The 25,569-nt window shown below is 39.9% G+C and carries 28 protein-coding genes and 2 other annotated features (1 of these 30 running past the window's edge); all 28 genes read left to right on the forward strand.

Annotated elements, in window-relative coordinates; genetic code table 11:
* Positions 1–196, forward strand: a binding site (T-box leader) (it extends 50 nt beyond the left edge of the window).
* Positions 197–333: 137 nt separating this feature from the next.
* Positions 334–999, forward strand: coding sequence for a serine O-acetyltransferase (cysE, locus tag MHH59_RS00560; RefSeq protein ID WP_002169329.1), 666 nt, complete (start codon positions 334–336; stop codon positions 997–999).
* Positions 980–2,377 carry a cysteine--tRNA ligase gene (gene cysS, locus MHH59_RS00565; protein WP_002091500.1) on the forward strand — a complete coding sequence of 466 codons (1,398 nt, stop codon included), beginning with the start codon at positions 980–982 and terminating at the stop codon, positions 2,375–2,377. Before cysE ends, cysS begins: the two co-directional genes overlap by 20 nt.
* A 2-nt stretch (positions 2,378–2,379) precedes the next feature.
* On the forward strand, positions 2,380–2,787 hold the full coding sequence (locus tag MHH59_RS00570; protein WP_340850750.1) for a Mini-ribonuclease 3: 408 nt from the start codon (positions 2,380–2,382) through the stop codon (positions 2,785–2,787).
* Entirely contained in the window at positions 2,784–3,527 is a 744-nt protein-coding gene (gene rlmB, locus MHH59_RS00575; RefSeq protein ID WP_002091503.1) for a 23S rRNA (guanosine(2251)-2'-O)-methyltransferase RlmB, read from the forward strand. The genes MHH59_RS00570 and rlmB overlap by 4 nt, the downstream gene beginning before the upstream one ends.
* Before the next feature lie 3 nt (positions 3,528–3,530).
* Complete coding sequence (locus tag MHH59_RS00580; protein WP_002009801.1) at positions 3,531–4,043, forward strand: NYN domain-containing protein; 513 nt, start codon at positions 3,531–3,533, stop codon at positions 4,041–4,043.
* A gap of 67 nt (positions 4,044–4,110) precedes the next feature.
* Positions 4,111–4,770, forward strand: a complete 660-nt coding sequence (locus MHH59_RS00585) for an RNA polymerase sporulation sigma factor SigH (protein WP_002009799.1) — start codon at positions 4,111–4,113, stop codon at positions 4,768–4,770.
* A gap of 128 nt (positions 4,771–4,898) precedes the next feature.
* Positions 4,899–5,045 (forward strand): 50S ribosomal protein L33, encoded by a 147-nt coding sequence (gene rpmG / locus MHH59_RS00590; RefSeq protein WP_012260172.1) that lies wholly within the window; start codon positions 4,899–4,901, stop codon positions 5,043–5,045.
* Between the two features lie 32 nt (positions 5,046–5,077).
* A complete protein-coding gene (gene secE, locus MHH59_RS00595) occupies positions 5,078–5,257 on the forward strand; it encodes a preprotein translocase subunit SecE (RefSeq protein ID WP_002009797.1) in 180 nt (59 codons plus the stop codon).
* A 131-nt stretch (positions 5,258–5,388) separates the two neighbouring features.
* Positions 5,389–5,922, forward strand: a complete 534-nt coding sequence (gene nusG, locus MHH59_RS00600; protein WP_002009795.1) for a transcription termination/antitermination protein NusG — start codon at positions 5,389–5,391, stop codon at positions 5,920–5,922.
* A gap of 168 nt (positions 5,923–6,090) precedes the next feature.
* On the forward strand, positions 6,091–6,516 hold the full coding sequence (gene rplK, locus MHH59_RS00605) for a 50S ribosomal protein L11 (protein ID WP_001085872.1): 426 nt from the start codon (positions 6,091–6,093) through the stop codon (positions 6,514–6,516).
* 180 nt (positions 6,517–6,696) lie between these two features.
* The gene (rplA, locus tag MHH59_RS00610; protein WP_002009792.1) at positions 6,697–7,389 is read left to right on the forward strand and encodes a 50S ribosomal protein L1; all 693 of its coding nucleotides are present in this window, start codon (positions 6,697–6,699) and stop codon (positions 7,387–7,389) included.
* Between the two features lie 49 nt (positions 7,390–7,438).
* Positions 7,439–7,584: a sequence feature (ribosomal protein L10 leader region), on the forward strand.
* 39 nt (positions 7,585–7,623) lie between these two features.
* Positions 7,624–8,124: a 50S ribosomal protein L10 gene (gene rplJ / locus MHH59_RS00615; protein ID WP_002009790.1), complete on the forward strand. Its 501-nt coding sequence runs from the start codon at positions 7,624–7,626 to the stop codon at positions 8,122–8,124.
* A 67-nt stretch (positions 8,125–8,191) separates the two neighbouring features.
* A complete protein-coding gene (gene rplL / locus MHH59_RS00620) occupies positions 8,192–8,551 on the forward strand; it encodes a 50S ribosomal protein L7/L12 (protein WP_002009788.1) in 360 nt (119 codons plus the stop codon).
* Between the two features lie 76 nt (positions 8,552–8,627).
* The gene (locus tag MHH59_RS00625; RefSeq protein ID WP_002124684.1) at positions 8,628–9,227 is read left to right on the forward strand and encodes a class I SAM-dependent methyltransferase; all 600 of its coding nucleotides are present in this window, start codon (positions 8,628–8,630) and stop codon (positions 9,225–9,227) included.
* A 291-nt stretch (positions 9,228–9,518) separates the two neighbouring features.
* Positions 9,519–13,052, forward strand: a complete 3,534-nt coding sequence (rpoB, locus tag MHH59_RS00630; protein ID WP_002113316.1) for a DNA-directed RNA polymerase subunit beta — start codon at positions 9,519–9,521, stop codon at positions 13,050–13,052.
* A gap of 37 nt (positions 13,053–13,089) precedes the next feature.
* Entirely contained in the window at positions 13,090–16,701 is a 3,612-nt protein-coding gene (gene rpoC, locus MHH59_RS00635; protein ID WP_002009783.1) for a DNA-directed RNA polymerase subunit beta', read from the forward strand.
* A gap of 113 nt (positions 16,702–16,814) precedes the next feature.
* Positions 16,815–17,063, forward strand: a complete 249-nt coding sequence (locus tag MHH59_RS00640) for a 50S ribosomal protein L7ae-like protein (protein WP_000121833.1) — start codon at positions 16,815–16,817, stop codon at positions 17,061–17,063.
* Positions 17,064–17,177: 114 nt separating this feature from the next.
* On the forward strand, positions 17,178–17,600 hold the full coding sequence (gene rpsL, locus MHH59_RS00645; protein ID WP_340850751.1) for a 30S ribosomal protein S12: 423 nt from the start codon (positions 17,178–17,180) through the stop codon (positions 17,598–17,600).
* A 29-nt stretch (positions 17,601–17,629) separates the two neighbouring features.
* Positions 17,630–18,100, forward strand: a complete 471-nt coding sequence (rpsG, locus tag MHH59_RS00650; RefSeq protein ID WP_001137492.1) for a 30S ribosomal protein S7 — start codon at positions 17,630–17,632, stop codon at positions 18,098–18,100.
* A gap of 207 nt (positions 18,101–18,307) precedes the next feature.
* Positions 18,308–20,386 (forward strand): elongation factor G, encoded by a 2,079-nt coding sequence (gene fusA, locus MHH59_RS00655; protein ID WP_002169326.1) that lies wholly within the window; start codon positions 18,308–18,310, stop codon positions 20,384–20,386.
* A gap of 117 nt (positions 20,387–20,503) precedes the next feature.
* Entirely contained in the window at positions 20,504–21,694 is a 1,191-nt protein-coding gene (gene tuf, locus MHH59_RS00660) for an elongation factor Tu (RefSeq protein ID WP_002009778.1), read from the forward strand.
* Between the two features lie 400 nt (positions 21,695–22,094).
* A complete protein-coding gene (rpsJ, locus tag MHH59_RS00665; RefSeq protein ID WP_001040595.1) occupies positions 22,095–22,403 on the forward strand; it encodes a 30S ribosomal protein S10 in 309 nt (102 codons plus the stop codon).
* 34 nt (positions 22,404–22,437) lie between these two features.
* Complete coding sequence (rplC, locus tag MHH59_RS00670; RefSeq protein WP_000160209.1) at positions 22,438–23,070, forward strand: 50S ribosomal protein L3; 633 nt, start codon at positions 22,438–22,440, stop codon at positions 23,068–23,070.
* Between the two features lie 25 nt (positions 23,071–23,095).
* On the forward strand, positions 23,096–23,719 hold the full coding sequence (rplD, locus tag MHH59_RS00675; RefSeq protein WP_001127261.1) for a 50S ribosomal protein L4: 624 nt from the start codon (positions 23,096–23,098) through the stop codon (positions 23,717–23,719).
* Positions 23,719–24,009 (forward strand): 50S ribosomal protein L23, encoded by a 291-nt coding sequence (rplW, locus tag MHH59_RS00680; protein ID WP_001205557.1) that lies wholly within the window; start codon positions 23,719–23,721, stop codon positions 24,007–24,009. Before rplD ends, rplW begins: the two co-directional genes overlap by 1 nt.
* A 28-nt stretch (positions 24,010–24,037) precedes the next feature.
* Positions 24,038–24,868, forward strand: a complete 831-nt coding sequence (gene rplB / locus MHH59_RS00685) for a 50S ribosomal protein L2 (protein ID WP_000511584.1) — start codon at positions 24,038–24,040, stop codon at positions 24,866–24,868.
* Between the two features lie 60 nt (positions 24,869–24,928).
* Positions 24,929–25,207: a 30S ribosomal protein S19 gene (gene rpsS, locus MHH59_RS00690; protein ID WP_000124452.1), complete on the forward strand. Its 279-nt coding sequence runs from the start codon at positions 24,929–24,931 to the stop codon at positions 25,205–25,207.
* Between the two features lie 17 nt (positions 25,208–25,224).
* Positions 25,225–25,566, forward strand: coding sequence for a 50S ribosomal protein L22 (rplV, locus tag MHH59_RS00695; protein WP_002009773.1), 342 nt, complete (start codon positions 25,225–25,227; stop codon positions 25,564–25,566).
* Positions 25,567–25,569 lie beyond the last annotated feature (3 nt).

Below are 25,569 nucleotides of genomic sequence, written 5' to 3' on the forward strand. Positions count from 1 at the left end.
ACCACCCTTAGGCTGGAAGTGGTTTATAAGCGGATTTTTGAAATGCCCCTTCGAGTCTTCTGTTGAACAGCGAAGTATTTCGCGGAACGTCTTAGGGCGCAAAGTAAACAGAAGCGGTGTAAACCGTTATCATGAATGAGTTTGAGGCTTCTTTAGCCTAAACAGAGTGGAACCGCGCTTAAAAGGCGTCTCTGTCTATATGACAGAGGCGTCTTTTTTTTATACCATGTAAATGGTGTGAGTATAAGTTTTATCCCCTTGTATAAAGATTTAGGGGGAAGTGGGGAGTTAGTTCACTCGAAAAAAGCAGCCCATAAAGGGGAGGGAACATCGATGTTTAAGAGGCTTCGGGAAGATATTGAAGTCGTTTTTGAACAGGATCCAGCGGCAAGAAGTTATTTCGAAGTCATTTTAACTTACTCTGGATTACATGCAGTTTGGGCCCATCGAATTGCACATGCTTTTTATAAAAGGGATTTTTTCTTTATGGCACGTTGGATTTCGCAAGTTAGTCGTTTTTTTACTGGCATTGAGATTCATCCAGGAGCAACTATTGGTCGTCGTTTTTTCATTGATCATGGAATGGGGGTTGTAATTGGAGAAACGTGTGAAATTGGCGAAAACGTAACAATTTATCAAGGTGTCACATTAGGTGGTACAGGTAAAGAAAAAGGAAAGAGGCACCCTACAATTCAGGATAATGTATTAATTGCAACAGGTGCTAAAGTACTAGGTTCTATTACTATTGGAGAGAATTCTAAAATTGGAGCAGGATCTGTCGTGTTAAAGGAAGTTCCTGCGCATTCTACAGTTGTAGGTATACCTGGCCGAGTCGTTATTCAAAATGGAGTAAAGATTGGTCAAGAATTAAATCATTCTGATCTTCCGGATCCGATTTTTGATAAATTAAAGGTTATGGAAGTAGAACTTGATAAATTGAGAAAGCAACTCGAAGTAAAGGTAGGAAGGAAGGATAAAAATGACTATTCACATTTATAATACGTTAACGCGTCAAAAAGAAGAGTTTATGCCATTAGAAGAAAATAAGGTAAAGATGTATGTGTGCGGACCTACAGTGTATAACTACATTCACATTGGGAATGCAAGACCACCTATGGTGTTTGATACAGTACGCCGTTACTTAGAATATAAAGGATATGATGTGCAGTATGTATCTAACTTTACTGACGTGGATGATAAATTAATTAAGGCGGCAAACGAATTAGGTGAAGATGTGCCAACAATTGCAGATCGTTTTGTTGAAGCTTACTTTGAAGATGTAACGGCACTAGGTTGCAAACATGCAACGGTTCATCCACGTGTAACGGAAAATATGGATATCATTATTGAATTTATTCAAGAACTTGTGAATAAAGGGTATGCATATGAATCAGAAGGTGATGTGTACTTTAAAACGAAAGAATTCGAAGGTTACGGTAAATTATCACATCAACCGATTGCAGACTTACGTCACGGTGCACGTATTGAAGTAGGAGAAAAGAAACAAGACCCTCTTGATTTTGCTTTATGGAAAGCTGCGAAAGAAGGAGAAATCTTCTGGGAAAGCCCTTGGGGGAAAGGACGCCCAGGGTGGCATATTGAATGCTCAGCAATGGCGCGTAAATATTTAGGGGATACAATTGATATTCATGCTGGTGGTCAAGATTTAGCGTTTCCTCATCATGAAAATGAAATTGCGCAGTCTGAGGCGTTGACAGGAAAAACATTTGCACGTTATTGGATGCATAACGGATATATTAATATTAATAACGAGAAGATGTCTAAGTCGCTTGGAAACTTCATTTTAGTTCACGATATCATTAAACAATATGATCCACAGTTAATCAGGTTCTTTATGCTATCGGTACATTACCGTCACCCAATTAACTTTAGCGAGGATTTATTGCAAAGTACTAATAATGGACTAGAAAGAATTAAAACAGCTTATGGTAACTTAAAGCATCGTATGGAAAGTAGTACGGATTTAACGGATCATAATGAAAAATGGTTAGCTGAAATGGAAAAGTTCCAGGTTGCATTCGAAGAAGCGATGGATGATGATTTCAATACGGCTAATGCGATTACTGAATTATATAACGTAGCAAATCACGCAAATCAATATTTGTTAGAAGAACATACTTCTAAAGTTGTAATTGAAGCGTATGTAAAACAACTTGAAACATTATTTAGTATTTTAGGATTAGAATTAGCGCAAGAAGAGTTGCTTGATGAAGAAATTGAAGCACTAATCCAAAAGCGTATTGAAGCTCGTCAAAATCGTGACTTCGCACTATCTGATCAAATTCGCGATGATTTAAAAGGACGTAATATTATTTTAGAAGATACCGCTCAAGGTACAAGATGGAAAAGAGGATAAGAATGATTGATGCAAAGCAATTAAACAGCTTAGCTTTAGCATATATGGGTGATGCGGTATATGAGCAATATATCCGCTATCACCTCCTTCAAAAGGGGAAAGTTCGCCCTAATCAATTACATCGCTTAGGGACGAGCTTTGTTTCGGCAAAAGCACAGGCGAAAGTTGTTTATCATTTATTAGAAACGGCATTTTTGACAGAAGAGGAAGAGGCGGTATTAAGAAGAGGGCGTAATGCGAATTCGGGTACTGTTCCAAAAAATACAGATGTACAAACATATCGACACAGTACAGCCTTTGAAGCGCTAATCGGTTATCATCACTTGTCGAATAATCGTGAAAGATTGGACGAGATTGTATATAAGGCGATTGACGTTTTGGAAGAAAAGGAAGGGAGCACATCATCATGAGTAGTGAATATATTATCGGACGTAACCCTGTAATTGAAGCTTTAAGAGCGGGGCGAGATATTAATAAAATTTTGGTAGCGGAAGGTGCTGCCAAAGGACAAGTGCAAATTGTACTAGCATTAGCAAAAGAGAATAAGGTTATCTTGCAACACGCACCAAAGAAGAAATTAGATCAATTGGTTGAGGGTAATCATCAAGGTGTAATTGCTCAAGTAGCTGCATATCAATATGCTGAGTTAGAGGATTTGTTTAAATTAGCAGAAAAACGCAATGAAGATCCGTTCTTCTTAATTTTAGATGAAATTGAAGACCCACATAACTTAGGCTCTATTATGCGTACTGCGGATGCAACAGGGGCTCATGGGGTTATTATTCCAAAAAGAAGAGCGGTGGGGCTTACAGCGTCAGTTGCGAAAGCGTCGACTGGGGCAATTGAATATATTCCTGTTGCACGTGTAACAAACTTATCGCGTACAATTGATGAATTAAAAGAACGTGGACTTTGGATTGCTGGTACAGATGCCAAAGGGAAAACAGATTACCGTAATTTAGATGGTAATATGCCAATCGGACTAGTAATTGGTAGTGAAGGAAAAGGTATGAGTCGTATTATTGGTGAAAAGTGTGATTTCCTAATTACTTTACCGATGGTCGGTAAAGTTACATCCTTAAATGCTTCAGTAGCCGCAAGTTTGTTAATGTATGAGGTATATCGTAAACGTCACGAAATTGGTAAATAAAAAATGAACGATATTTTAATCGTTGACGGTTACAACATTATCGGGGCTTGGGGAGACTTGAAGAAACTGCGGGATGTAGATTTACAGTCATCAAGAGACGCACTTATTGATAAGATGGCGGATTATCAAGGCTATACAGGCACAAAGGTAATGATTGTCTTTGATGCCTATACAGTCTATGGTATTGAAAAAAAGATGAAACAATCACGGGTGGAAGTAATATTCACGAGAAAAAATCAAACTGCAGATGAAAAGATAGAACAACTTGCGATTGAGCTTAGAAATATAAATACACAAATATACGTTGCAACTTCGGATTATACGGAGCAATGGATTATATTTGCGCAAGGTGCACTTCGAAAATCAGCGCGTGAATTAGAGTTAGAAGTGCAAGCGATGGAACAACAAGTAAGAAGGTGTACAAAAGACACGAAAGAAAAGCAACCCGCCATGCGAAAGATATTTAGTGAAGATATTACAGAAAAATTAGAAAAATTAAGAAGAGGAGAGCGTTGAAGCATTGACGCTCTTTATCTTTTTACTGTATAATATTGCTAAATATATAGCGGTCGGAGGGATCAGGGTGGAAGCAGGCTTCGTAAGTGTAGGCGACGTTACATTTCGTGATTTAGAGGATGAGGCAATCGTTGAGTTAGTTCGAAAAGGTAATACTGACGCTCTAGAATATTTAATTCACAAATATAAGAACTTTGTTCGCGCGAAATCAAGATCTTATTTCTTAGTGGGTGCCGATCGAGAAGATATTGTTCAAGAAGGCATGATTGGATTGTTTAAAGCTATTCGTGATTATAAAGGGGACAAGCTGTCTTCGTTCAAAGCATTTGCTGAACTGTGTATCACTCGACAAATTATTACCGCTATTAAAACAGCAACAAGGCAAAAACATATTCCGTTAAATTCGTATGTGTCCTTAGACAAGCCAATTTACGATGAGGAATCTGATCGAACATTATTAGATGTTATTTCGGAATCGAAAGTAACTGATCCAGAAGAGATGATTATAAGTCAGGAAGAATATACAGACATAGAATCTAAAATATCTGAATTATTAAGCGATTTAGAAAGAAAAGTGCTCTCTTTATACTTAGATGGTCGTTCCTATCAAGAAATTTCAGAACAGTTAAACAGGCACGTGAAATCTATTGATAACGCATTGCAGCGTGTAAAAAGGAAATTAGAAAGATATATGGAGATGAGAGAGAGCACAACTTTAAATTCATAGCAAGTGCCGCAGGTGTAAAATAATTCACCTGTTTTCTTTTTGTTAAGAGAGTGAAAGTCATGACATTGACATTGTCTTTTGTTGTATGATACATTTTTAGGGACAATGTTACAAGGTTGGTGTAACTAATGAGGAAAAAAGTTGTACTCTCATGTGAAGAGTGTAAAAATCGAAACTACTCTACGATGAAAGATACGAGCTCAGTAGAGCGACTTGAGATAAAGAAGTTTTGTAAAACATGCAATAAGCATACAGTTCACAAAGAAACAAAATAAATAATTGAAATAATAAACTGGAGGTCCCGTAGATGCGTTTAACGAACTTTTTCGGCGATGTAGGTCGCGAAATGAAAAAAGTAAGTTGGCCTAAAAAAGATGAATTACTCCGATCAACAACGACTGTTATCGCGACAGTTGTGTTCTTTGCGATTTTCTTCGCAGTGGTTGATATGGGCATTTCTTCTTTAATTCGGTTAATTCTTGGTTAATTCTTGAATAAGAAGCACTTATCCATGATATAATGTTATTTATAAGAACTGTGTAAAAGCCCGGTGAACGGGTTTTTTCATTTGCGCAAAAAAATGTACGTCAGGGAGGGAAGGACGCTCGTCCTAAATGAATGGAAAAAAGTTGGTATGTTGTCCATACTTATTCTGGATATGAAAATAAAGTAAAAGCAAACCTAGAGAAACGTGTAGAATCAATGGGTATGCAAGATAAAATTTTCCGTGTTGTTGTCCCGGAAGAAGTAGAAGTAGAAATGAAAAATGGTAAAGAAAAAATAACGAAAAGAAAAGTGTTCCCAGGTTACGTATTAGTAGAACTAATCATGACTGACGATTCTTGGTATGTTGTTCGTAATACGCCAGGTGTAACAGGCTTTGTCGGTTCTTCTGGTTCAGGATCTAAACCATCGCCTCTATTAGAAGAGGAAGTTGTTACCATCATGAAGCATATGGGAATGGACAATGAAGTGGTTGATTTCGAATTTGAACTTCATGAAACAGTGCGTGTAAATGAGGGGCCATTCGCGGATTATACAGGTGCGATTGAAGAAATTGATGTGGAAAAGAAAAAAGTTAGCGTGCTTGTAGACATGTTCGGTCGCGAGACTCCGGTTGAACTTGATTTCCATCAAATTGAAAAATTATAAAATGAAACTTGAAATGAATTGTAAAAAGTGATAATATCTTTTAAGTCAGTACGTCTTCGGTAACGGAGACGTTTTTTGAAAAAGATTTTATCATTATGATAAAATATGAAGTGGGAGGGCAAATCACTGCCCAATTGACCACATCACGGACTTAAGGAGGTGTGTCTCGTGGCTAAAAAGGTAATTAAAATGGTAAAACTTCAGATTCCTGCAGGTAAAGCTAATCCAGCTCCGCCGGTTGGTCCAGCATTAGGACAAGCAGGTGTTAACATCATGGGCTTCTGTAAAGAGTTTAACGCTCGTACAGCTGATCAAGCTGGTCTTATCATCCCTGTTGAAATTACGGTATTTGAAGACCGTTCATTCACTTTCATTACTAAAACTCCTCCTGCTGCTGTTCTTCTTAAGAAAGTAGCTGGTATTGAGTCTGGTTCTGGTGAACCAAACCGTAATAAAGTGGCAACTGTTAAGCGTGATAAAGTACGCGAAATCGCTGAAACTAAAATGCCTGACCTAAACGCTGCTAGCGTAGAAGCTGCAATGCGTATGGTTGAAGGTACTGCGCGCAGTATGGGCATCGTTATCGAAGACTAATTCGATTTGTTTTTTGTAAAAAAGGTTGCGGGTCTGGAATTCCAATTCGCAACCTTTATTATCGTAAATGATCATCATTTTTAAATAAATGGATGGGCGCACATCCTCGGGGGTTCCCGGAATGAAGGCGTAAACGTGGGAGGTTATTCCGCTAAAACCACATTCAAGGAGGAAACAAACATGGCTAAAAGAGGTAAAAAGTACGTTGAAGCTGCGAAGCTTGTTGATCGTGCATCTGCTTACTCTGCAACAGAAGCAGTAGAATTAGTAAAGAAAACAAACACAGCTAAATTTGATGCAACTGTAGAAGCTGCATTCCGTTTAGGTGTTGACCCTAAGAAAGCTGACCAACAAATTCGTGGTGCAGTTGTTCTTCCACACGGTACTGGTAAAGTACAACGTGTATTAGTATTCGCTAAAGGCGAAAAAGCAAAAGAAGCTGAAGCTGCTGGCGCTGAATTCGTAGGCGATGCTGATTACATCGGTAAAATCCAAAAAGGTTGGTTCGATTTCGATGTAGTAGTAGCAACTCCTGACATGATGGGTGAAGTTGGTAAACTTGGTCGTGTATTAGGACCTAAAGGTTTAATGCCAAACCCTAAAACTGGAACAGTTACTTTCGATGTAACTAAAGCTGTTAACGAAATCAAAGCTGGTAAAGTTGAATACCGCGTTGATAAAGCTGGTAACATCCACGTTCCAATCGGTAAAGTATCTTTCGAAGATGCTAAATTAGTAGAAAACTTCAAAACAATTGCTGACACGCTACAAAAAGCTAAGCCAGCTGCTGCAAAAGGTACTTACATGAAGAACGCAACTGTTGCTTCTACAATGGGACCTGGCGTACGCGTAGACGTTTCTACACTTGCGTAAAAATTGGAAGTTGACTTCATAAAGAAGTTTTAATATAATCATTTATGTTGTGAATTTTAATAGTGTACCGTAGACAGTAGGAGTCGATTCGACTTAATTTCCTACCTAGGTGTTAATATACGAAGCGGAATCTTTTTTCTGTGACTATATGCCTCCATGTCTACAAGTTGGGCATGGAGGTTTTTAGTGCACTTTCGGTACATCTTCTATATAATCTACAGGAGGTGTAATAACATGAGCAAAGTAATCGAAACTAAACAACAAGTTGTAACTGAAATCGCTGAAAAACTTCGCGCGAGTAAATCTACAATTGTTGTTGACTACCGTGGTTTAACAGTTTCTGAAGCAACAGAATTACGTAAAAACTTACGTGAAGCTGGCGTTGAGTTCAAAGTTTACAAAAACTCTTTAACTCGTCGTGCTGCAGAGTCTGCTGAAATGGCTGAGTTAAACGAATTCTTAACAGGACCAAACGCAATCGCGTTCAGTAACGAGGATGTAGTTGCTCCTGCGAAAGTATTAAACGACTTCGCTAAAAATCATGAAGCTTTAGAAATTAAAGCGGGCGTAATCGAAGGTAAACTTGTAACACTTGATGAGGTTAAAGCTATCGCTACTCTTCCATCACGTGAAGGCTTACTTTCTATGCTTCTTAGCGTTCTTCAAGCTCCAATCCGTAACCTTGCACTTGCTACTAAAGCAGTTGCAGATCAAAAGGAAGAGCAAGGCGCTTAATTTTTTAAAAGATAATTACTTGTTATCTATAAAACAATACAAACCTATTTAAGGGAGGATATTTACAATGACTAAAGAACAAATCATTGAAGCAGTTAAATCTATGACTGTATTAGAACTTAACGACTTAGTAAAAGCTATCGAGGAAGAATTCGGCGTAACTGCTGCTGCTCCTGTAGCTGTAGCTGGTGGCGCTGGTGAAGCTGCTGCTGAGCAAACTGAATTTGACGTAGTACTTGCAAGTGCTGGCGCTCAAAAAATCAAAGTTATCAAAGCTGTACGTGAAATCACTGGTCTTGGCTTAAAAGAAGCTAAAGAATTAGTTGACAACACTCCAAAAGCAATCAAAGAAGGCGTTACTAAAGAGGAAGCTGAAGAAATGAAAGCTAAACTTGAAGAAGTTGGCGCTGCTGTAGAAGTTAAGTAATTAACTTTTGGTGCTTTAAAAAAAGCTCGCTCTTATGCGAGCTTTTTTTTTAACTGTAAAGAAAAGAGGTGGCCATATGGCAGACCATTATTTTTCTAACGACCCTTCTAGTAAAAGTGATCGTAAACGATGGGAAGTTACACTTCGTGAATCTCGATTTACTTTTTTATCTGACCATGGGGTGTTCTCGAAAAACGAAGTGGACTTTGGTTCTCGTCTTTTAATTGAAGCGTTTCAAATGCCAGATGTTAAAGGTAATGTGTTAGACGTAGGATGTGGGTACGGTCCAATCGGTTTGTCGTTAGCGAAAGAGTTTCAAAATCGTGAAATTCACATGGTGGATGTGAATGAAAGGGCCTTGGGACTTGCAAAAGAAAATGCCGCTAATAACAGAATTGAAAATATACGTATTTTGCAAAGTAGTGTCTATGAAAATGTAGATGGCAAGTATGCTGTTATTCTATCTAATCCTCCAATTCGTGCTGGTAAAGATATCGTGCATGAGATTTTAGAAAAGGCTGTGGAGTATTTAGTTTCAGGTGGAGAATTGTGGATTGTTATTCAAAAGAAACAAGGTGCGCCATCTGCGATGAAAAAACTAGAAGAAGTATTTTCTGAAGTTGAAGTTGTAGAAAAGAAAAAAGGATATTATATCATAAAATCAAAAAAGCGTTGACGGTTATTTTTGGCTATGTTAACATTATACAATGCCAATATATGATTTTCTGCGTTGAGAAAGATGTATATTTTTGCTTCTCTTGGAAAAGATAGTAAAATCAGCAGATTATGAAACAGAATGATGGTTTTCTTATAGAAGCCATTTTTCTTTTTTGAGCAGGTAGAAAGACTCAACGTATCTATCTTTAAGAGAAAAAAACTACGCTAATAGCAGTAGTTGTATTTATTTGTGATTTTGCACAAATTTTTTTGTGCATTTATAATACTCATGATTTGAGGGGTGAAGCAGTTGACAGGTCAACTAGTTCAATACGGACGCCACCGCCAACGAAGAAGTTATGCCCGTATTAGTGAAGTATTAGAGTTACCAAATCTTATCGAAATTCAAACCTCTTCTTATCAGTGGTTTCTTGATGAGGGTTTGCGAGAAATGTTCCAAGACATTTCTCCGATCGAAGACTTTACGGGAAATCTATCGCTTGAATTTATCGACTACAGCTTGGGTGAACCTAAATACTCTGTAGAAGAATGCAAAGAGCGTGATGTGACGTATGCAGCACCACTTCGTGTAAAAGTGCGTCTAATCAACAAGGAAACTGGTGAAGTAAAAGAACAAGATGTGTTCATGGGAGATTTCCCACTCATGACAGAGACTGGAACATTCGTAATTAACGGTGCAGAACGTGTTATCGTTTCCCAGTTAGTTCGCTCTCCAAGCGTATACTATAGTGGCAAAGTGGATAAAAACGGAAAACGTGGTTTTACTGCTACTGTAATTCCAAACCGCGGAGCTTGGTTAGAGTATGAAACAGATGCTAAGGATGTTGTATATGTGCGTATTGACCGTACGCGTAAACTTCCTGTAACTGTTTTGTTACGCGCATTAGGGTTTGGCTCTGATCAAGAAATCACCGAGCTTTTAGGTGATAACGAATACTTAAGCAATACGTTAGAAAAAGACAACACAGATAGCACTGAGAAGGCATTGCTTGAAATTTATGAGCGTCTACGCCCTGGTGAACCACCAACAGTAGAAAATGCAAAGAGCTTACTTGTGTCTCGTTTCTTTGATCCGAAGCGCTACGATTTAGCAAATGTAGGTCGCTATAAGATCAACAAAAAGCTACACATTAAAAACAGATTGTTTAACCAACGTTTAGCTGAAACACTGGTGGATCCAGAAACTGGTGAAATTTTAGCGGCAGAAGGAACAGTCTTAGATCGTCGTACACTGGATCGCATTCTACCTTACTTAGAGAAAAACATTGGATTCAAAACAGCGAAACCAATGGGTGGAGTGGTAGCAGGTGATGTTGAGCTGCAATCTATTAAGATTTATGCTCCAGAATCAGAAGGCGAACGATCTATAAACGTAATTGGGAATGCAAATATTACTCGTGATATAAAACACATCACACCAGGTGATATTCTTGCTTCTATTAGCTACTTCTTTAACTTGCTATATAAAGTAGGGGATACAGATGATATTGACCACTTAGGAAATCGTCGTCTGCGTTCTGTAGGAGAGTTACTACAAAACCAATTCCGTATCGGTCTTTCTCGTATGGAACGTGTTGTTCGTGAGAGAATGTCGATTCAAGATACAAATGCAATTACACCACAAGCGTTAATTAACATTCGCCCGGTTATTGCATCTATTAAAGAGTTCTTCGGAAGTTCTCAGTTATCTCAGTTCATGGATCAAACAAACCCATTAGCAGAGTTAACTCACAAACGAAGACTATCTGCATTAGGACCCGGTGGTTTAACGCGTGAGCGCGCAGGCTTTGAAGTACGTGACGTTCACTACTCTCACTATGGTCGTATGTGTCCAATTGAAACACCAGAGGGACCAAACATCGGTTTGATTAACTCATTATCTTCGTTTGCGAAAGTAAATGAGTTTGGTTTCATTGAAACGCCATACCGTCGTGTTGACCCAGAAACTGGTCTTGTAACAGGGCAGGTTGATTATTTAACAGCAGATGAAGAAGATAACTATGTTGTAGCCCAAGCGAATATGAAATTATCTGAAGTAGGGGAATTCCTTGATGAAGATATCGTAGCTCGTTTCCGTGGTGAAAACATTGTCACAAATAAAGAACGCATCGACTACATGGATGTATCTCCAAAACAAGTAGTGTCGGCAGCGACAGCTTGTATTCCGTTCTTAGAAAACGATGACTCTAACCGCGCACTTATGGGAGCGAACATGCAACGTCAGGCGGTTCCGTTAATAAATCCGGAATCTCCGATTGTAGGTACAGGTATGGAGTACGTATCAGCAAAAGACTCAGGTGCTGCAGTAATCTGTAAACAGCCTGGTGTTGTTGAGCGCGTAGAAGCACGTGAAGTTTGGGTACGTCGCTATGTAGACGTTGACGGTCAAACAGTAAAAGGCGACTTAGATCGCTACAAAATGCAAAAATTCATTCGTTCTAACCAAGGAACTTGCTACAACCAACGTCCAATCGTAAGTGTTGGAGACCAAGTTGTAAAAGGTGAAATCCTTGCGGATGGTCCTTCTATGGAACTAGGTGAACTGGCGCTTGGACGTAACGTGCTTGTTGGCTTTATGACATGGGACGGTTATAACTATGAGGATGCGATCATCATGAGTGAGCGCCTTGTAAAAGATGATGTGTACACTTCTATCCATATTGAAGAATATGAATCAGAAGCTCGTGATACGAAGCTTGGACCAGAAGAAATTACACGTGATATCCCGAATGTTGGAGAAGATGCACTTCGTAATCTTGACGAGCGCGGTATTATTCGCGTCGGTGCTGAAGTAAAAGATGGAGATCTACTTGTTGGTAAAGTAACGCCAAAAGGTGTAACAGAATTAACGGCAGAAGAACGTCTATTACATGCAATCTTCGGTGAAAAAGCACGTGAAGTACGTGATACATCACTACGTGTACCACACGGTGGTGGCGGTATTATCTTAGACGTAAAAGTGTTTAACCGTGAAGATGGCGATGAATTGCCACCAGGCGTGAATCAACTTGTACGTGCATATATCGTTCAAAAGCGTAAAATTTCTGAAGGTGACAAAATGGCCGGTCGTCATGGTAACAAAGGTGTTATCTCCCGTATTTTACCGGAAGAAGATATGCCTTACTTACCAGATGGTACGCCAATCGATATCATGTTAAACCCATTAGGGGTACCATCTCGTATGAATATCGGTCAGGTATTAGAGCTTCATCTTGGTATGGCAGCAAGATACCTTGGTATTCACATTGCAACACCGGTATTCGATGGTGCTCGTGAGGAAGATGTATGGGGCACAATTGAAGAAGCTGGTATGGCAAATGACGCGAAAACAATCCTGTATGACGGACGTACTGGTGAGCCATTCGATAACCGTGTATCTGTTGGTGTCATGTATATGATCAAACTTGCGCACATGGTTGACGATAAACTTCATGCTCGTTCTACTGGACCATACTCACTTGTAACGCAGCAACCTCTTGGAGGTAAAGCTCAGTTCGGTGGACAGCGTTTCGGTGAGATGGAGGTTTGGGCACTTGAAGCTTATGGTGCTGCTTATACTCTTCAAGAAATCTTAACAGTGAAGTCTGATGATGTTATTGGACGTGTTAAGACGTATGAAGCAATTGTTAAAGGTGAAAATGTTCCAGAACCAGGCGTTCCTGAATCATTCAAAGTATTGATTAAAGAACTGCAAAGTTTAGGTATGGACGTTAAAATGATGTCTATCAACGATACAGAAATTGAAATGCGTGATACGGAAGATGACGATGATCATCAATCAGCAGATAAATTGAATGTTGAAGTTGAGACAACTAAGGAATAATTGGGATAACCTGTAGACTAAAAGGGAGGTAGGCCCCTTGATAGATGTAAATAACTTTGAATATATGAAGATTGGACTTGCTTCACCTGACAAGATTCGTTCTTGGTCATACGGTGAAGTTAAGAAACCAGAAACAATTAACTATCGTACGTTAAAGCCTGAAAAAGATGGCTTGTTCTGTGAGCGTATTTTCGGACCACAAAAGGACTGGGAATGTCATTGCGGGAAATATAAACGTGTACGTTATAAAGGTGTAGTTTGTGATCGATGTGGCGTTGAAGTAACGCGTGCAAAAGTTCGTCGTGAACGTATGGGTCATATCGAATTAGCTGCTCCTGTATCTCATATTTGGTATTTCAAAGGTATCCCGAGCCGCATGGGACTTGTCTTAGACATGTCCCCTCGCGCGCTTGAAGAAGTAATTTATTTCGCTTCTTATGTTGTAACAGAAAGTGGAGATACACCACTTGATAAGAAGCAATTACTTTCTGAAAAAGAATACCGTGCATATCGTGATCGATATGGCAGTACATTCCATGCTGCTATGGGTGCAGAAGCGATTAAAAAATTACTGCAAGACATCGATTTAGATAAAGAAGTAGACTTCTTAAAAGAAGAATTAAAAACAGCACAAGGACAACGCCGTACTCGTGCTATTAAACGTCTAGAAGTATTAGAAGCATTCCGTAACTCTGGAAATCACCCATCTTGGATGATCTTAGAGGTTCTTCCAGTTATCCCACCAGAACTACGCCCGATGGTACAGTTAGATGGTGGACGTTTTGCTACTTCTGACTTAAACGACTTATATCGTCGTGTAATTAACCGTAACAACCGTTTAAAACGTCTATTGGACTTAGGTGCGCCAAGCATTATCGTTCAAAACGAAAAACGTATGTTACAAGAAGCTGTAGACGCATTAATCGATAATGGTCGCCGTGGCCGTCCAGTTACTGGACCAGGTAACCGTCCATTAAAATCACTATCTCACATGCTTAAAGGTAAACAAGGACGTTTCCGTCAAAACTTATTAGGTAAACGTGTTGACTACTCTGGCCGTTCTGTAATCGTCGTAGGACCGAACTTAAAGATGTACCAATGTGGATTGCCGAAAGAAATGGCACTTGAATTGTTTAAACCTTTCGTTATGAAAGAGTTAGTTGGAAAAGGATTAGCACACAACATTAAGAGTGCTAAACGTAAAATCGAGCGTGTACACCCTGAAGTTTGGGACGTTTTAGAATCTGTGATTAAAGAGCATCCAGTACTTCTAAACCGCGCACCAACACTTCACCGTCTTGGTATCCAGGCGTTTGAACCTACACTAGTAGAAGGTCGTGCAATCCGTCTTCACCCACTTGTATGTACTGCATACAACGCGGACTTTGACGGTGACCAAATGGCGGTTCACGTTCCGTTATCATCAGAGGCACAAGCAGAAGCTCGTATCCTTATGTTAGCGGCACAAAACATCTTGAATCCAAAAGACGGAAAACCAGTTGTTACTCCATCTCAGGATATGGTATTAGGTAACTATTACTTAACACTTGAGCGCGAGGGTGCAATCGGTGAAGGTATGGTCTTCAAAGATGCAAACGAAGCAATACTTGCATACCAAAATGGATATGTACATCTGCACACACGTGTTGCAGTTGCTGCGAGTTCGGTAAATAATGTAACGTTTACTGAAGAGCAAAAGAGTAAGCTTCTATTAACAACAGTTGGTAAATTAATATTTAACGAAATCTTACCAGAGTCGTTCCCTTATATTAATGAACCAACAAACTCAAACCTTGAAAAAGAAACACCAGCGGAATATTTCGTTGAAAAAGGTGCGAACATTAAAGAAATTATTGCTAGTCGCGAAGAAGTGGCACCATTTAGCAAGAAAATCCTTGGTAATATTATTGCGGAAGTATTCAAACGTTTCCAAATTACAGAAACGTCTCGCATGCTTGACCGTATGAAAAACTTAGGATTTAAATACTCTACAAAAGCTGGTATTACAGTTGGGGTATCAGATATTCTTGTATTAGGTGAAAAAGATGAAATTCTCCATGAAGCACAAGCAAAAGTAGATAATGTAATTAAACAATTCCGTCGCGGTTTAATCACGGAAGAAGAACGTTACGATCGTGTTATCTCTATTTGGAGTAATGCAAAAGATGTTATCCAAGGAAAGCTGATGAAATCCTTGAATAAACGCAACCCAATCTTCATGATGAGTGATTCCGGTGCCCGTGGTAACGCATCGAACTTTACTCAGCTTGCTGGTATGCGTGGTCTGATGGCCAATCCATCTGGTCGTATCATTGAGCTTCCGATCAAATCGAGTTTCCGTGAAGGTTTAACAGTACTTGAGTACTTCATCTCTACGCATGGTGCGCGTAAAGGTCTTGCCGATACAGCACTTAAAACTGCCGATTCTGGTTACTTAACACGTCGTCTTGTAGACGTTGCACAAGATGTAATTGTTCGTCAAGATGATTGTGGAACAGATCGCGGTTTACTAATTGGTGCGATTAAAGAGGGTAATGAAGTTATTGAGTCACTATATGATCGTCTTGTTGGACGTTTTGCAAGAAAAACTGTAAAACATCCTGAAACAGGTGAAGTATTAGTTGTTGAAAATCAATTAATTACTGAAGATATTGCTCATATCGTTGAAAAGTCGGGTGTTGAAACTGTAAACATTCGTTCAGCGTTTACGTGTAATACTCGCCATGGTGTATGTAAGAAGTGTTACGGTCGTAACTTAGCAACTGGTACAGACGTAGAAGTAGGAGAAGCGGTAGGTATTATCGCAGCTCAATCTATCGGTGAGCCAGGTACACAGTTAACGATGCGTACGTTCCATACAGGTGGGGTTGCCGGGGATGATATCACACAAGGTTTACCTCGTATCCAAGAGATCTTCGAAGCTCGTAATCCGAAGGGTCAGGCAGTTATCAGTGAAATTGACGGTGTTATCGCAGCGATCAACGATGTTAAAGATCGCCAAGAAGTAGTTGTACAGGGTGAAGTTGAAGCTCGTACGTATGCTATTCCTTACGGTGCTCGTCTGAAAGTAACTCTAGGACAGCCAATTAGCCACGGTAAAGAGTTAACAGAAGGTTCTATTGATCCGAAGGAATTACTAAAAGTAACGGACATTACAGCAGTTCAAGAATACTTATTACGTGAAGTTCAAAAAGTATACCGTATGCAAGGGGTAGAAATTGGTGACAAACACGTAGAAGTAATGGTACGTCAAATGCTACGTAAAGTTCGTGTAAGTGATGCGGGTGAAACAGATGTATTACCAGGAACATTACTAGATATCCATCAGTTTACTGATGCGAATGCGAAGGTGTTACTGAAAGGTAAACAACCAGCAACGGCTAGACCGGTTCTACTTGGTATTACAAAAGCTTCACTTGAGACAGATTCGTTCTTATCTGCGGCGTCATTCCAAGAAACAACTCGTGTTCTAACAGATGCAGCAATTAAGGGTAAACGCGATGAGCTTCTAGGATTGAAAGAGAATGTTATTATCGGTAAGCTTGTTCCTGCTGGAACAGGTATGAATCGTTATCGCAAAGTGGATCTTGTAAAAACAACACAAGATAACATGAATGTAGAAAACGATGAAGTTTATGTGGAACAGTAAAATTTTCCGTCGTAAATTTTGTATAAAAACAGCTGATCCTAGTTGACATTGTATGAGACAAAATGTTACTATAATCAAGGTTGCTCCTGAACGATGCTTTGGAGGATATTTAAATGTCTTATCAAAAAGTGTCAAATGCTGAAAATGTAGTCGTTGGTCATAAACGAACATTGGAAGCAATCAAAAATGGTATAGTTAAAGAAGTTGTTATTGCGGAAGATGCTGATGTGCGGTTAACCCATGTTATCATTCGTACTGCCTTGCAACATAACATACCCATAACCAAAGTTGAATCAGTTCGTAAGCTTGGAAAAGTTTCGGGGATTCAAGTGGGAGCTTCAGCAATAGGAATAATAAGTTAAAACTGTTTTTGTGAGGAGAGAGCATTTGCTCTTCCTTGCAAAAACTTTGTTTTCAACTAATAATGAACCACCTGGATATGTGGTCATACAAACATGCGAAGGGAGGATAATCAAATGCCTACTATTAACCAATTAGTGAGAAATGGTCGTACTGATAAAGTATGGAAGTCTAAATCACCTGCGTTAAACAAAGGTTTTAATTCTTTAAAGAAAAAATCAACTGATATCTCTGCACCTCAAAAACGTGGTGTGTGTACTCGTGTTGGTACAATGACTCCGAAGAAACCGAACTCAGCGTTACGTAAATACGCTCGTGTACGTTTAACAAACGGTATTGAAGTTACAGCTTACATCCTAGGTATCGGTCATAACCTACAAGAGCATAGCGTAGTATTAATTCGCGGTGGTCGAGTAAAGGATTTACCAGGGGTACGTTACCACATCGTTCGTGGTGCGCTTGATACAGCTGGTGTTGACAAACGTATGCAAGGACGTTCTAAATATGGTACTAAGCGACCAAAACCTGCTAAAAAATAATAAACTTATAATGAAAGGAGGAACTCAATATGCCTCGTAAAGGACCTGTTGCGAAACGTGACGTGTTACCAGATCCAATGTACAATTCTAAACTTGTAACACGCCTAATCAACAAAATGATGGTTGACGGTAAAAAAGGTAAATCTCAAACAATTCTTTATAACGCTTTCGATATCGTTCGTGAACGTTCAGATAAAGAACCAATGGAAGTATTCGAGCAAGCTCTTAAGAACATCATGCCTGTTCTTGAAGTACGCGCTCGTCGTGTTGGTGGTGCTAACTACCAAGTTCCAGTTGAGGTTCGTCCAGAACGCCGTACAACTTTAGGTCTTCGCTGGTTAGTAAACTATGCTCGTCTTCGTGGTGAAAAAACTATGGAAGAGCGTCTAGCTTACGAAATCTTAGATGCAGCTAACAACGCTGGTGCATCTGTTAAGAAACGTGAAGACACTCATAAAATGGCAGAAGCTAACAAAGCATTTGCTCATTACCGTTGGTAGGATTCAACGTAAAATAAATTGTAAGCATAAACCGCTTTATTTGTCGCTTATGGAAGTGTGGAGAGGGAGAATGCCTCTCCCTTTCGTTGGGCGATCGTTTTACATAATGAGGGTACTGGACACTGGCATATGTAACAATATAAAGTGGCTTTTTTGCTACTTAAAATAAAATAATCCAATCCATATATGGAAGGAGCAAGACACCAAATGACTAGAGAGTTCTCTTTAGAAAACACTCGTAATATTGGTATCATGGCTCACATCGATGCTGGTAAAACAACAGCAACTGAGCGTATTCTGTATTACACAGGACGTATTCATAAAATCGGTGAAACTCATGAAGGTGCATCTCAGATGGACTGGATGGAGCAAGAGCAAGAACGTGGTATCACAATTACTTCTGCTGCAACTACAGCACAATGGAAAGGTCACCGTGTAAATATCATTGACACTCCAGGACACGTAGATTTCACAGTAGAAGTAGAACGTTCTTTACGCGTACTTGATGGCGCAGTAGCAGTACTTGATGCACAATCTGGTGTAGAACCACAAACAGAAACTGTTTGGCGTCAGGCTACTACTTATGGTGTACCTCGTATCGTATTCGTTAACAAAATGGATAAGATTGGTGCAGATTTCTTATACTCTGTAGGAACAATCCACGATCGTTTACAAGCAAACGCACATCCAATTCAGTTACCAATCGGTGCTGAAGATGAGTTCAATGGTATCATTGACCTTGTTGAAGAGTGTGCTTACATGTACTCTAACGATTTAGGAACAGACATCGAGCGTGTCGAAATTCCTGAAGAGCATAAAGAATTAGCTGAAGAATACCGTGGAAAACTTATTGAAGCGGTAGCTGAGCTTGATGAAGAAATGATGATGAAGTACCTAGAAGGTGAAGAAATCACTGTAGAAGAGCTTAAAGCTGGTATCCGTAAGGCTACAACTTCTGTAGAATTCTTCCCAGTAATCTGTGGTTCTGCATTCAAAAATAAAGGTGTTCAAATTCTGTTAGACGCAGTTATCGACTACCTACCATCTCCATTAGATGTACCTGCTATTAAAGGTACTCTTCCGGATACAGATGAAGCTATCGAGCGTAAGTCTAGCGATGAAGAACCATTCGCAGCTTTAGCATTCAAAATCATGACTGATCCTTATGTTGGTAAGTTAACGTTCTTCCGTGTGTACTCTGGTGTGTTAAACTCTGGATCATACGTGAAAAACTCAACTAAAGGTAAGCGTGAGCGTGTAGGTCGTATCCTACAAATGCACGCTAACAGCCGTGAAGAGATTTCAACAGTTTACGCTGGTGATATCGCTGCTGCTGTAGGTTTAAAAGATACTACTACTGGTGATACTCTTTGTGACGAGAAGAGCCTTGTTATCCTTGAGTCTATGGAATTCCCAGAACCAGTTATCTCTGTAGCTATCGAACCAAAATCTAAAGCTGACCAAGATAAAATGGGTACAGCATTATCTAAGCTTTCTGAAGAAGATCCAACATTCCGTGCTCACACTGACCAAGAAACTGGCCAAACAATCATCGCTGGTATGGGTGAACTTCACCTTGATATCATCGTTGACCGTATGCGCCGTGAATTCAAAGTGGAAGCAAACGTTGGTGCTCCTCAGGTAGCATACCGTGAGACTTTCCGCGCTGCTGCGAAAGTTGAAGGTAAGTTCGCTCGTCAATCTGGTGGTCGTGGACAATTCGGTCACGTTTGGATTGAGTTTGAACCTAATGAAGAAGGTAAAGGTTTTGAATTCCAAAACAAAATCGTCGGCGGTGTAGTTCCACGTGAATACATCCCAGCTGTTGGAGCGGGTCTTGAAGACTCACTTAAAAATGGTGTACTAGCTGGTTATCCACTAGTTGACATCAAAGCTGCGTTAGTTGACGGATCTTACCATGATGTCGATTCATCTGAGATGGCGTTCAAAATCGCTGCATCTATGGCGCTTAAAGCTGCGGTTTCTAAATGTAGCCCAGTAATTCTTGAGCCAATGATGAAAGTTGAAGTTGTAATTCCTGAAGAGTACATGGGTGACATTATGGGCGACGTAACATCTCGTCGTGGACGTGTAGAAGGTATGGAAGCTCGCGGTAACGCTCAAGTTGTTCGCGCTATGGTTCCACTTTCTGAAATGTTCGGTTATGCAACGGCATTACGTTCTAACACTCAAGGACGCGGAACATTCTCAATGACATTTGATCATTATGAAGAAGTACCGAAGTCTGTTTCTGAAGAAATTATTAAAAAAAATAAAGGTGAATAATTGATTTTTATCGATTGTTCAAGTATAACTACTTATGTAAGCTTAGAAAGTGAGACGCAAGTTTCACTTTCTAGTCTAAATATAAAATAACCCATATAAACTAAGGAGGAATTTAGAATGGCTAAAGCTAAATTCGAACGTTCTAAACCCCATGTTAACATCGGTACAATCGGCCACGTTGACCATGGTAAAACTACATTAACTGCTGCGATCACTACAGTTCTTGCAAAAGCTGGTGGTGCTGAAGCACGCGGATACGATCAAATCGACGCTGCTCCAGAAGAAAGAGAGCGCGGAATCACAATCTCAACTGCACACGTTGAGTACGAAACTGAAACTCGTCACTATGCACACGTTGACTGCCCAGGTCATGCTGACTATGTTAAAAACATGATCACTGGTGCTGCTCAAATGGACGGCGGTATCTTAGTAGTATCTGCTGCTGATGGTCCAATGCCTCAAACACGTGAGCACATCCTTCTTTCTCGTCAAGTAGGTGTTCCTTACATCGTTGTATTCTTAAACAAATGCGACATGGTAGATGACGAAGAATTATTAGAATTAGTAGAAATGGAAGTTCGCGACCTATTATCTGAATACGGATTCCCAGGCGACGATATTCCTGTAATTAAAGGTTCTGCTCTTAAAGCTCTTCAAGGAGAAGCTGAGTGGGAAGAAAAAATCATCGAATTAATGACTGAAGTTGATGCTTACATCCCAACTCCAGAACGTGAAACTGACAAACCATTCTTAATGCCTATCGAGGATGTATTCTCTATCACAGGTCGTGGTACAGTTGCAACTGGTCGTGTTGAGCGTGGAATCGTTAAAGTTGGTGACGTAGTAGAAATCATCGGTCTTGCTGAAGAGAATGCTACTACAACTGTAACTGGTGTAGAAATGTTCCGTAAGCTTCTTGACCAAGCTCAAGCTGGAGACAACATCGGTGCTCTACTTCGTGGGGTTGCTCGTGAAGACATCCAACGTGGACAAGTTCTTGCTAAAACTGGCTCTGTAAAAGCGCACGCTAAATTCAAAGCTGAGGTTTTCGTATTATCTAAAGAAGAAGGTGGACGTCATACTCCATTCTTCGCTAACTACCGTCCACAGTTCTACTTCCGTACAACTGACGTAACTGGTATCATCCAATTACCAGAAGGTACTGAAATGGTAATGCCTGGTGACAACATCGAAATGACTATCGAACTTATCGCTCCAATCGCTATCGAAGAGGGAACTAAATTCTCTATTCGTGAAGGTGGACGTACAGTAGGTTACGGTGTAGTTGCTACAATCGTTGCTGAGTAGTCTTTAATTAGATTATTAAAAACTCAAGGGATTCTCCCTTGAGTTTTTTTATTGCTTATTACTATAGAAGAAAGAGATGTATTTTCTATTTTTGGATGAGTTTCTTCTATAGTATATAAAACGAAAACAACACCCAAAAACTGTAAGGTGAATAAGGGTAGATGAAAACTTGATATTCTTTAAAGTGCCATGTATAATAGCAAAAGTAGAGAAAAGCAGATGCGAACAAAAAGATGCTTGCATCTAGACGAATAACATTGTATAATAGACAATGTTGGTCTTTGACTGCGATGAAGTGGAAGGTTGCTGACACACCCGGCCGCTTTGCCATGGCATGGTGTGGGGAAATTTCCATGGAGAAGGTCTATTTTAGAAATAGGCGAACGAAGGAGGGAAAATAATGGCAAAAGAAAAAATTCGTATCCGTTTAAAAGCTTATGATCACCGTATTCTTGATCAATCAGCTGAGAAAATTGTAGAAACAGCTAAGCGTTCTGGGGCAACAGTTTCTGGTCCGATCCCATTACCAACTGAGAAGACTATTTACACAATTCTTCGTGCTGTTCATAAGTACAAAGATTCTCGTGAACAATTCGAAATGCGCACACACAAACGTCTAATCGACATCGTGAGTCCTACTCCGCAAACAGTAGATTCATTAATGCGTTTAGATTTACCATCTGGTGTAGATATCGAAATCAAACTATAATTCATATAACTTAAAAATGTAGGAGGTGTAACTCATGACCAAAGGAATCTTAGGAAGAAAGATCGGTATGACTCAAGTATTTGCTGAGAACGGTGAGTTAATCCCAGTAACGGTAATCGCTGCTAATCCAAACGTTGTTCTTCAAAAGAAAACAACTGAAACTGATGGCTACAACGCAATTCAGTTAGGATTTGAAGATAAACGTGAAAAGTTAACTAACAAACCTGAACAAGGCCACACTGCTAAAGCATCTACAACTCCTAAGCGCTTCATTCGCGAAATCCGCGATGCAGACGTGGACGGATTAGAGGTTGGTCAAGAGGTAAAAGTTGAAGTTTTCGCTGCAGGTGAAATCGTTGACGTAACAGGAATTTCTAAAGGTAAAGGTTTCCAAGGTGTTATTAAACGCCACGGACAATCTCGCGGACCTATGTCTCATGGTTCTCGCTATCACCGTCGTCCAGGTTCAATGGGGCCAGTTGCTCCGAACCGTGTATTCAAAGGCAAAAAACTTGCTGGACGTATGGGTGGAGACCAAGTTACTATCCAAAACTTAGAAATCGTTCAAGTTGACACTGAGCGCAACTTATTACTAGTAAAAGGTAACGTTCCAGGTGCTAAGAAATCTCTTGTAGTTGTTCAAGGCGCTGTGAAGGTTAGCAAATAATTCACAATAGGAAGGAGGAATTCCAATGCCAAAAGTTACTGTATATAACCAAACTGGTTCACAGGTTGGTGAAATCGAATTAGCTGAAGCTATTTTCGGTATCGAACCAAATGAAGCTGTACTATTTGAAGCTGTAATGATGCAACGTGCATCTTTACGTCAAGGTACACACAAAGTAAAAACTCGCTCTGAAGTTCGTGGTGGTGGTCGTAAACCATGGCGTCAAAAAGGAACTGGACGTGCTCGTCAAGGTTCTATCCGCTCTCCTCAATGGCGTGGTGGTGGTACGGTATTCGGACCTACACCAAGAAGCTATGCGTACAAACTTCCTAAGAAAGTTCGTCGTTTAGCAATCAAATCTGCATTAGCTACTAAAGTAGTTGAGAACAACATTGTAGTTCTTGAGGACCTAGTGTTAAATGCACCAAAAACAAAAGACATGGTAGCAGTACTTAAAGGATTAACTGTTGAGAAGAAAGCTCTTATCGTAACTGCTGATGCAAACGAATCTGTAGAGTTATCTGCTCGCAATATCCCTGGAGTAACAGTAATCACTGCTGATGGCGTAAACGTGCTAGATGTGCTTCATCATGATAAGCTAATCATGACAAAAGCGGCAGTGGAAAAAGTAGAGGAGGTGCTTGCATAATGAGAGATCCTCGTGATATCATTAAGCGCCCAGTTATCACTGAACGTTCTATGGAAATGATGGCTGAAAAAAAATACACGTTCGACGTGGACGTTAAATCTAATAAAACAGAGGTTAAAGACGCTATAGAAGCGATCTTTGGTGTTAATGTAGACAAAGTAAATATCATGAACTACAAGCCGAAAGCAAAACGTGTTGGTCGTCACGCTGGTTTTACTAGCCGTCGTCGTAAAGCAATCGTTAAGCTAACTGCTGACAGCAAAGAAATCGAAATCTTCCAAGGCGTTTAATTCTTACTAAAGAAGGAGGGAAATTGAGATGGGAATTAAAAAGTATAATCCAACTACTAACGGTCGTCGTAACATGACTACGAATGATTTCGCTGAAATCACGACCGACAGACCAGAAAAGTCTTTACTTGCTCCTTTAAGCAAAAAGGCTGGTCGTAATAACCAAGGTAAAATTACTGTACGTCATCAAGGTGGCGGACATAAGCGTCAATACCGTATCATCGACTTTAAGCGTAACAAAGATGGAATTCCAGGACGCGTTGCTACGATCGAATACGATCCAAACCGCTCTGCGAATATCGCATTAATTAACTACGTTGACGGTGAAAAACGTTACATTCTTGCTCCTAAAACTTTAGAAGTAGGTATGGAAGTTATGTCTGGCCCTGAAGCTGACATTAAAATCGGTAACGCATTACCATTAATCAACATTCCAGTAGGTACTGTTGTTCATAATATCGAGCTTAAGCCTGGTCGTGGAGGACAATTAGTCCGTTCTGCTGGTACATCTGCTCAAGTACTTGGTAAAGAAGGAAAATACGTACTTGTACGTTTAACTTCTGGTGAAGTACGTTTAGTATTATCTGCTTGTCGCGCTTCAATCGGTCAAGTTGGTAACGAACAACACGAACTTATCAAAATCGGTAAAGCAGGTCGCTCTCGCTGGTTAGGTAAGCGCCCAACAGTTCGTGGTTCTGTAATGAACCCGGTTGATCACCCACACGGTGGTGGTGAAGGACGCTCTCCAATCGGACGTAAGTCTCCAATGTCTCCATGGGGTAAACCAACTCTTGGATTCAAGACTCGTAAGAAAAACAAAGCGTCTGATAAATTTATCGTTCGTCGTCGTAAAAAATAATGGGATTGTAGTACGGTTCATTTCAAGAACCGTACGCCAATCACGAAGGGAGGCACCAAAATGGCTCGTAGCTTAAAAAAAGGACCATTTGTCGATGATCACTTAATGAACAAAATGGAAAAATTAGTTGCATCTGAGCAAAAACAAGTTGTTAAAACTTGGTCTCGCCGTTCAACAATCTTCCCTCAGTTCATCGGACATACAATTGCTGTATATGATGGTCGTAAACACGTACCTGTGTACATCACTGAGGATATGGTTGGCCATAAGTTAGGTGAATTCGCACCAACTCGTACGTATAAAGGTCACCTTGCTGACGATAAGAAAACTAGAAGATAATGAGAGGAGGCACTTCAATGCAAGCTAAAGCAGTAGTGAGAACAGTTCGTATTGCTCCTCGTAAGGTTCGTTTAGTAGTAGACTTAATCCGAGGTAAGCAAGTGGGTGAAGCGATTGCTATCCTTAACCACACACCAAAAACTGCTTCTCCAGTTGTAGAAAAAGTTTTAAAATCTGCAATCGCAAATGCAGAGCACAATTATGAGATGGATATTAACAACCTAGTTGTTGAAAAAGTCTTCGTTGACGAAGGTCCAACGTTGAAACGTTTCCGTCCACGTGCAATGGGTCGTGCAAGCCAAATTAACAAACGCACAAGCCACATCACAGTTGTGGTATCAGAAAAGAAGGAGGGATAATCG

Origin of the sequence: Bacillus sp. FSL E2-0195 (assembly GCF_038003645.1) — a bacterium.
GTDB classification, from domain to species: Bacteria; Bacillota; Bacilli; order Bacillales; family Bacillaceae_G; genus Bacillus_A; species Bacillus_A mycoides.

Coding starts and splice junctions, on each gene's coding strand:
- cysE (WP_002169329.1), top strand. CDS start 334: ATGTTTAAGAGGCTTCGGGAAGATATTGAAGTCGTTTTTGAACAGGAT.
- cysS (WP_002091500.1), top strand. CDS start 980: ATGACTATTCACATTTATAATACGTTAACGCGTCAAAAAGAAGAGTTT.
- MHH59_RS00570 (WP_340850750.1), top strand. CDS start 2,380: ATGATTGATGCAAAGCAATTAAACAGCTTAGCTTTAGCATATATGGGT.
- rlmB (WP_002091503.1), top strand. CDS start 2,784: ATGAGTAGTGAATATATTATCGGACGTAACCCTGTAATTGAAGCTTTA.
- MHH59_RS00580 (WP_002009801.1), top strand. CDS start 3,531: ATGAACGATATTTTAATCGTTGACGGTTACAACATTATCGGGGCTTGG.
- rpmG (WP_012260172.1), top strand. CDS start 4,899: ATGAGGAAAAAAGTTGTACTCTCATGTGAAGAGTGTAAAAATCGAAAC.
- secE (WP_002009797.1), top strand. CDS start 5,078: ATGCGTTTAACGAACTTTTTCGGCGATGTAGGTCGCGAAATGAAAAAA.
- nusG (WP_002009795.1), top strand. CDS start 5,389: ATGGAAAAAAGTTGGTATGTTGTCCATACTTATTCTGGATATGAAAAT.
- rplA (WP_002009792.1), top strand. CDS start 6,697: ATGGCTAAAAGAGGTAAAAAGTACGTTGAAGCTGCGAAGCTTGTTGAT.
- rplJ (WP_002009790.1), top strand. CDS start 7,624: ATGAGCAAAGTAATCGAAACTAAACAACAAGTTGTAACTGAAATCGCT.
- rplL (WP_002009788.1), top strand. CDS start 8,192: ATGACTAAAGAACAAATCATTGAAGCAGTTAAATCTATGACTGTATTA.
- MHH59_RS00625 (WP_002124684.1), top strand. CDS start 8,628: ATGGCAGACCATTATTTTTCTAACGACCCTTCTAGTAAAAGTGATCGT.
- MHH59_RS00640 (WP_000121833.1), top strand. CDS start 16,815: ATGTCTTATCAAAAAGTGTCAAATGCTGAAAATGTAGTCGTTGGTCAT.
- rpsL (WP_340850751.1), top strand. CDS start 17,178: ATGCCTACTATTAACCAATTAGTGAGAAATGGTCGTACTGATAAAGTA.
- rpsG (WP_001137492.1), top strand. CDS start 17,630: ATGCCTCGTAAAGGACCTGTTGCGAAACGTGACGTGTTACCAGATCCA.
- fusA (WP_002169326.1), top strand. CDS start 18,308: ATGACTAGAGAGTTCTCTTTAGAAAACACTCGTAATATTGGTATCATG.
- tuf (WP_002009778.1), top strand. CDS start 20,504: ATGGCTAAAGCTAAATTCGAACGTTCTAAACCCCATGTTAACATCGGT.
- rpsJ (WP_001040595.1), top strand. CDS start 22,095: ATGGCAAAAGAAAAAATTCGTATCCGTTTAAAAGCTTATGATCACCGT.
- rplC (WP_000160209.1), top strand. CDS start 22,438: ATGACCAAAGGAATCTTAGGAAGAAAGATCGGTATGACTCAAGTATTT.
- rplD (WP_001127261.1), top strand. CDS start 23,096: ATGCCAAAAGTTACTGTATATAACCAAACTGGTTCACAGGTTGGTGAA.
- rplW (WP_001205557.1), top strand. CDS start 23,719: ATGAGAGATCCTCGTGATATCATTAAGCGCCCAGTTATCACTGAACGT.
- rplB (WP_000511584.1), top strand. CDS start 24,038: ATGGGAATTAAAAAGTATAATCCAACTACTAACGGTCGTCGTAACATG.
- rpsS (WP_000124452.1), top strand. CDS start 24,929: ATGGCTCGTAGCTTAAAAAAAGGACCATTTGTCGATGATCACTTAATG.
- rplV (WP_002009773.1), top strand. CDS start 25,225: ATGCAAGCTAAAGCAGTAGTGAGAACAGTTCGTATTGCTCCTCGTAAG.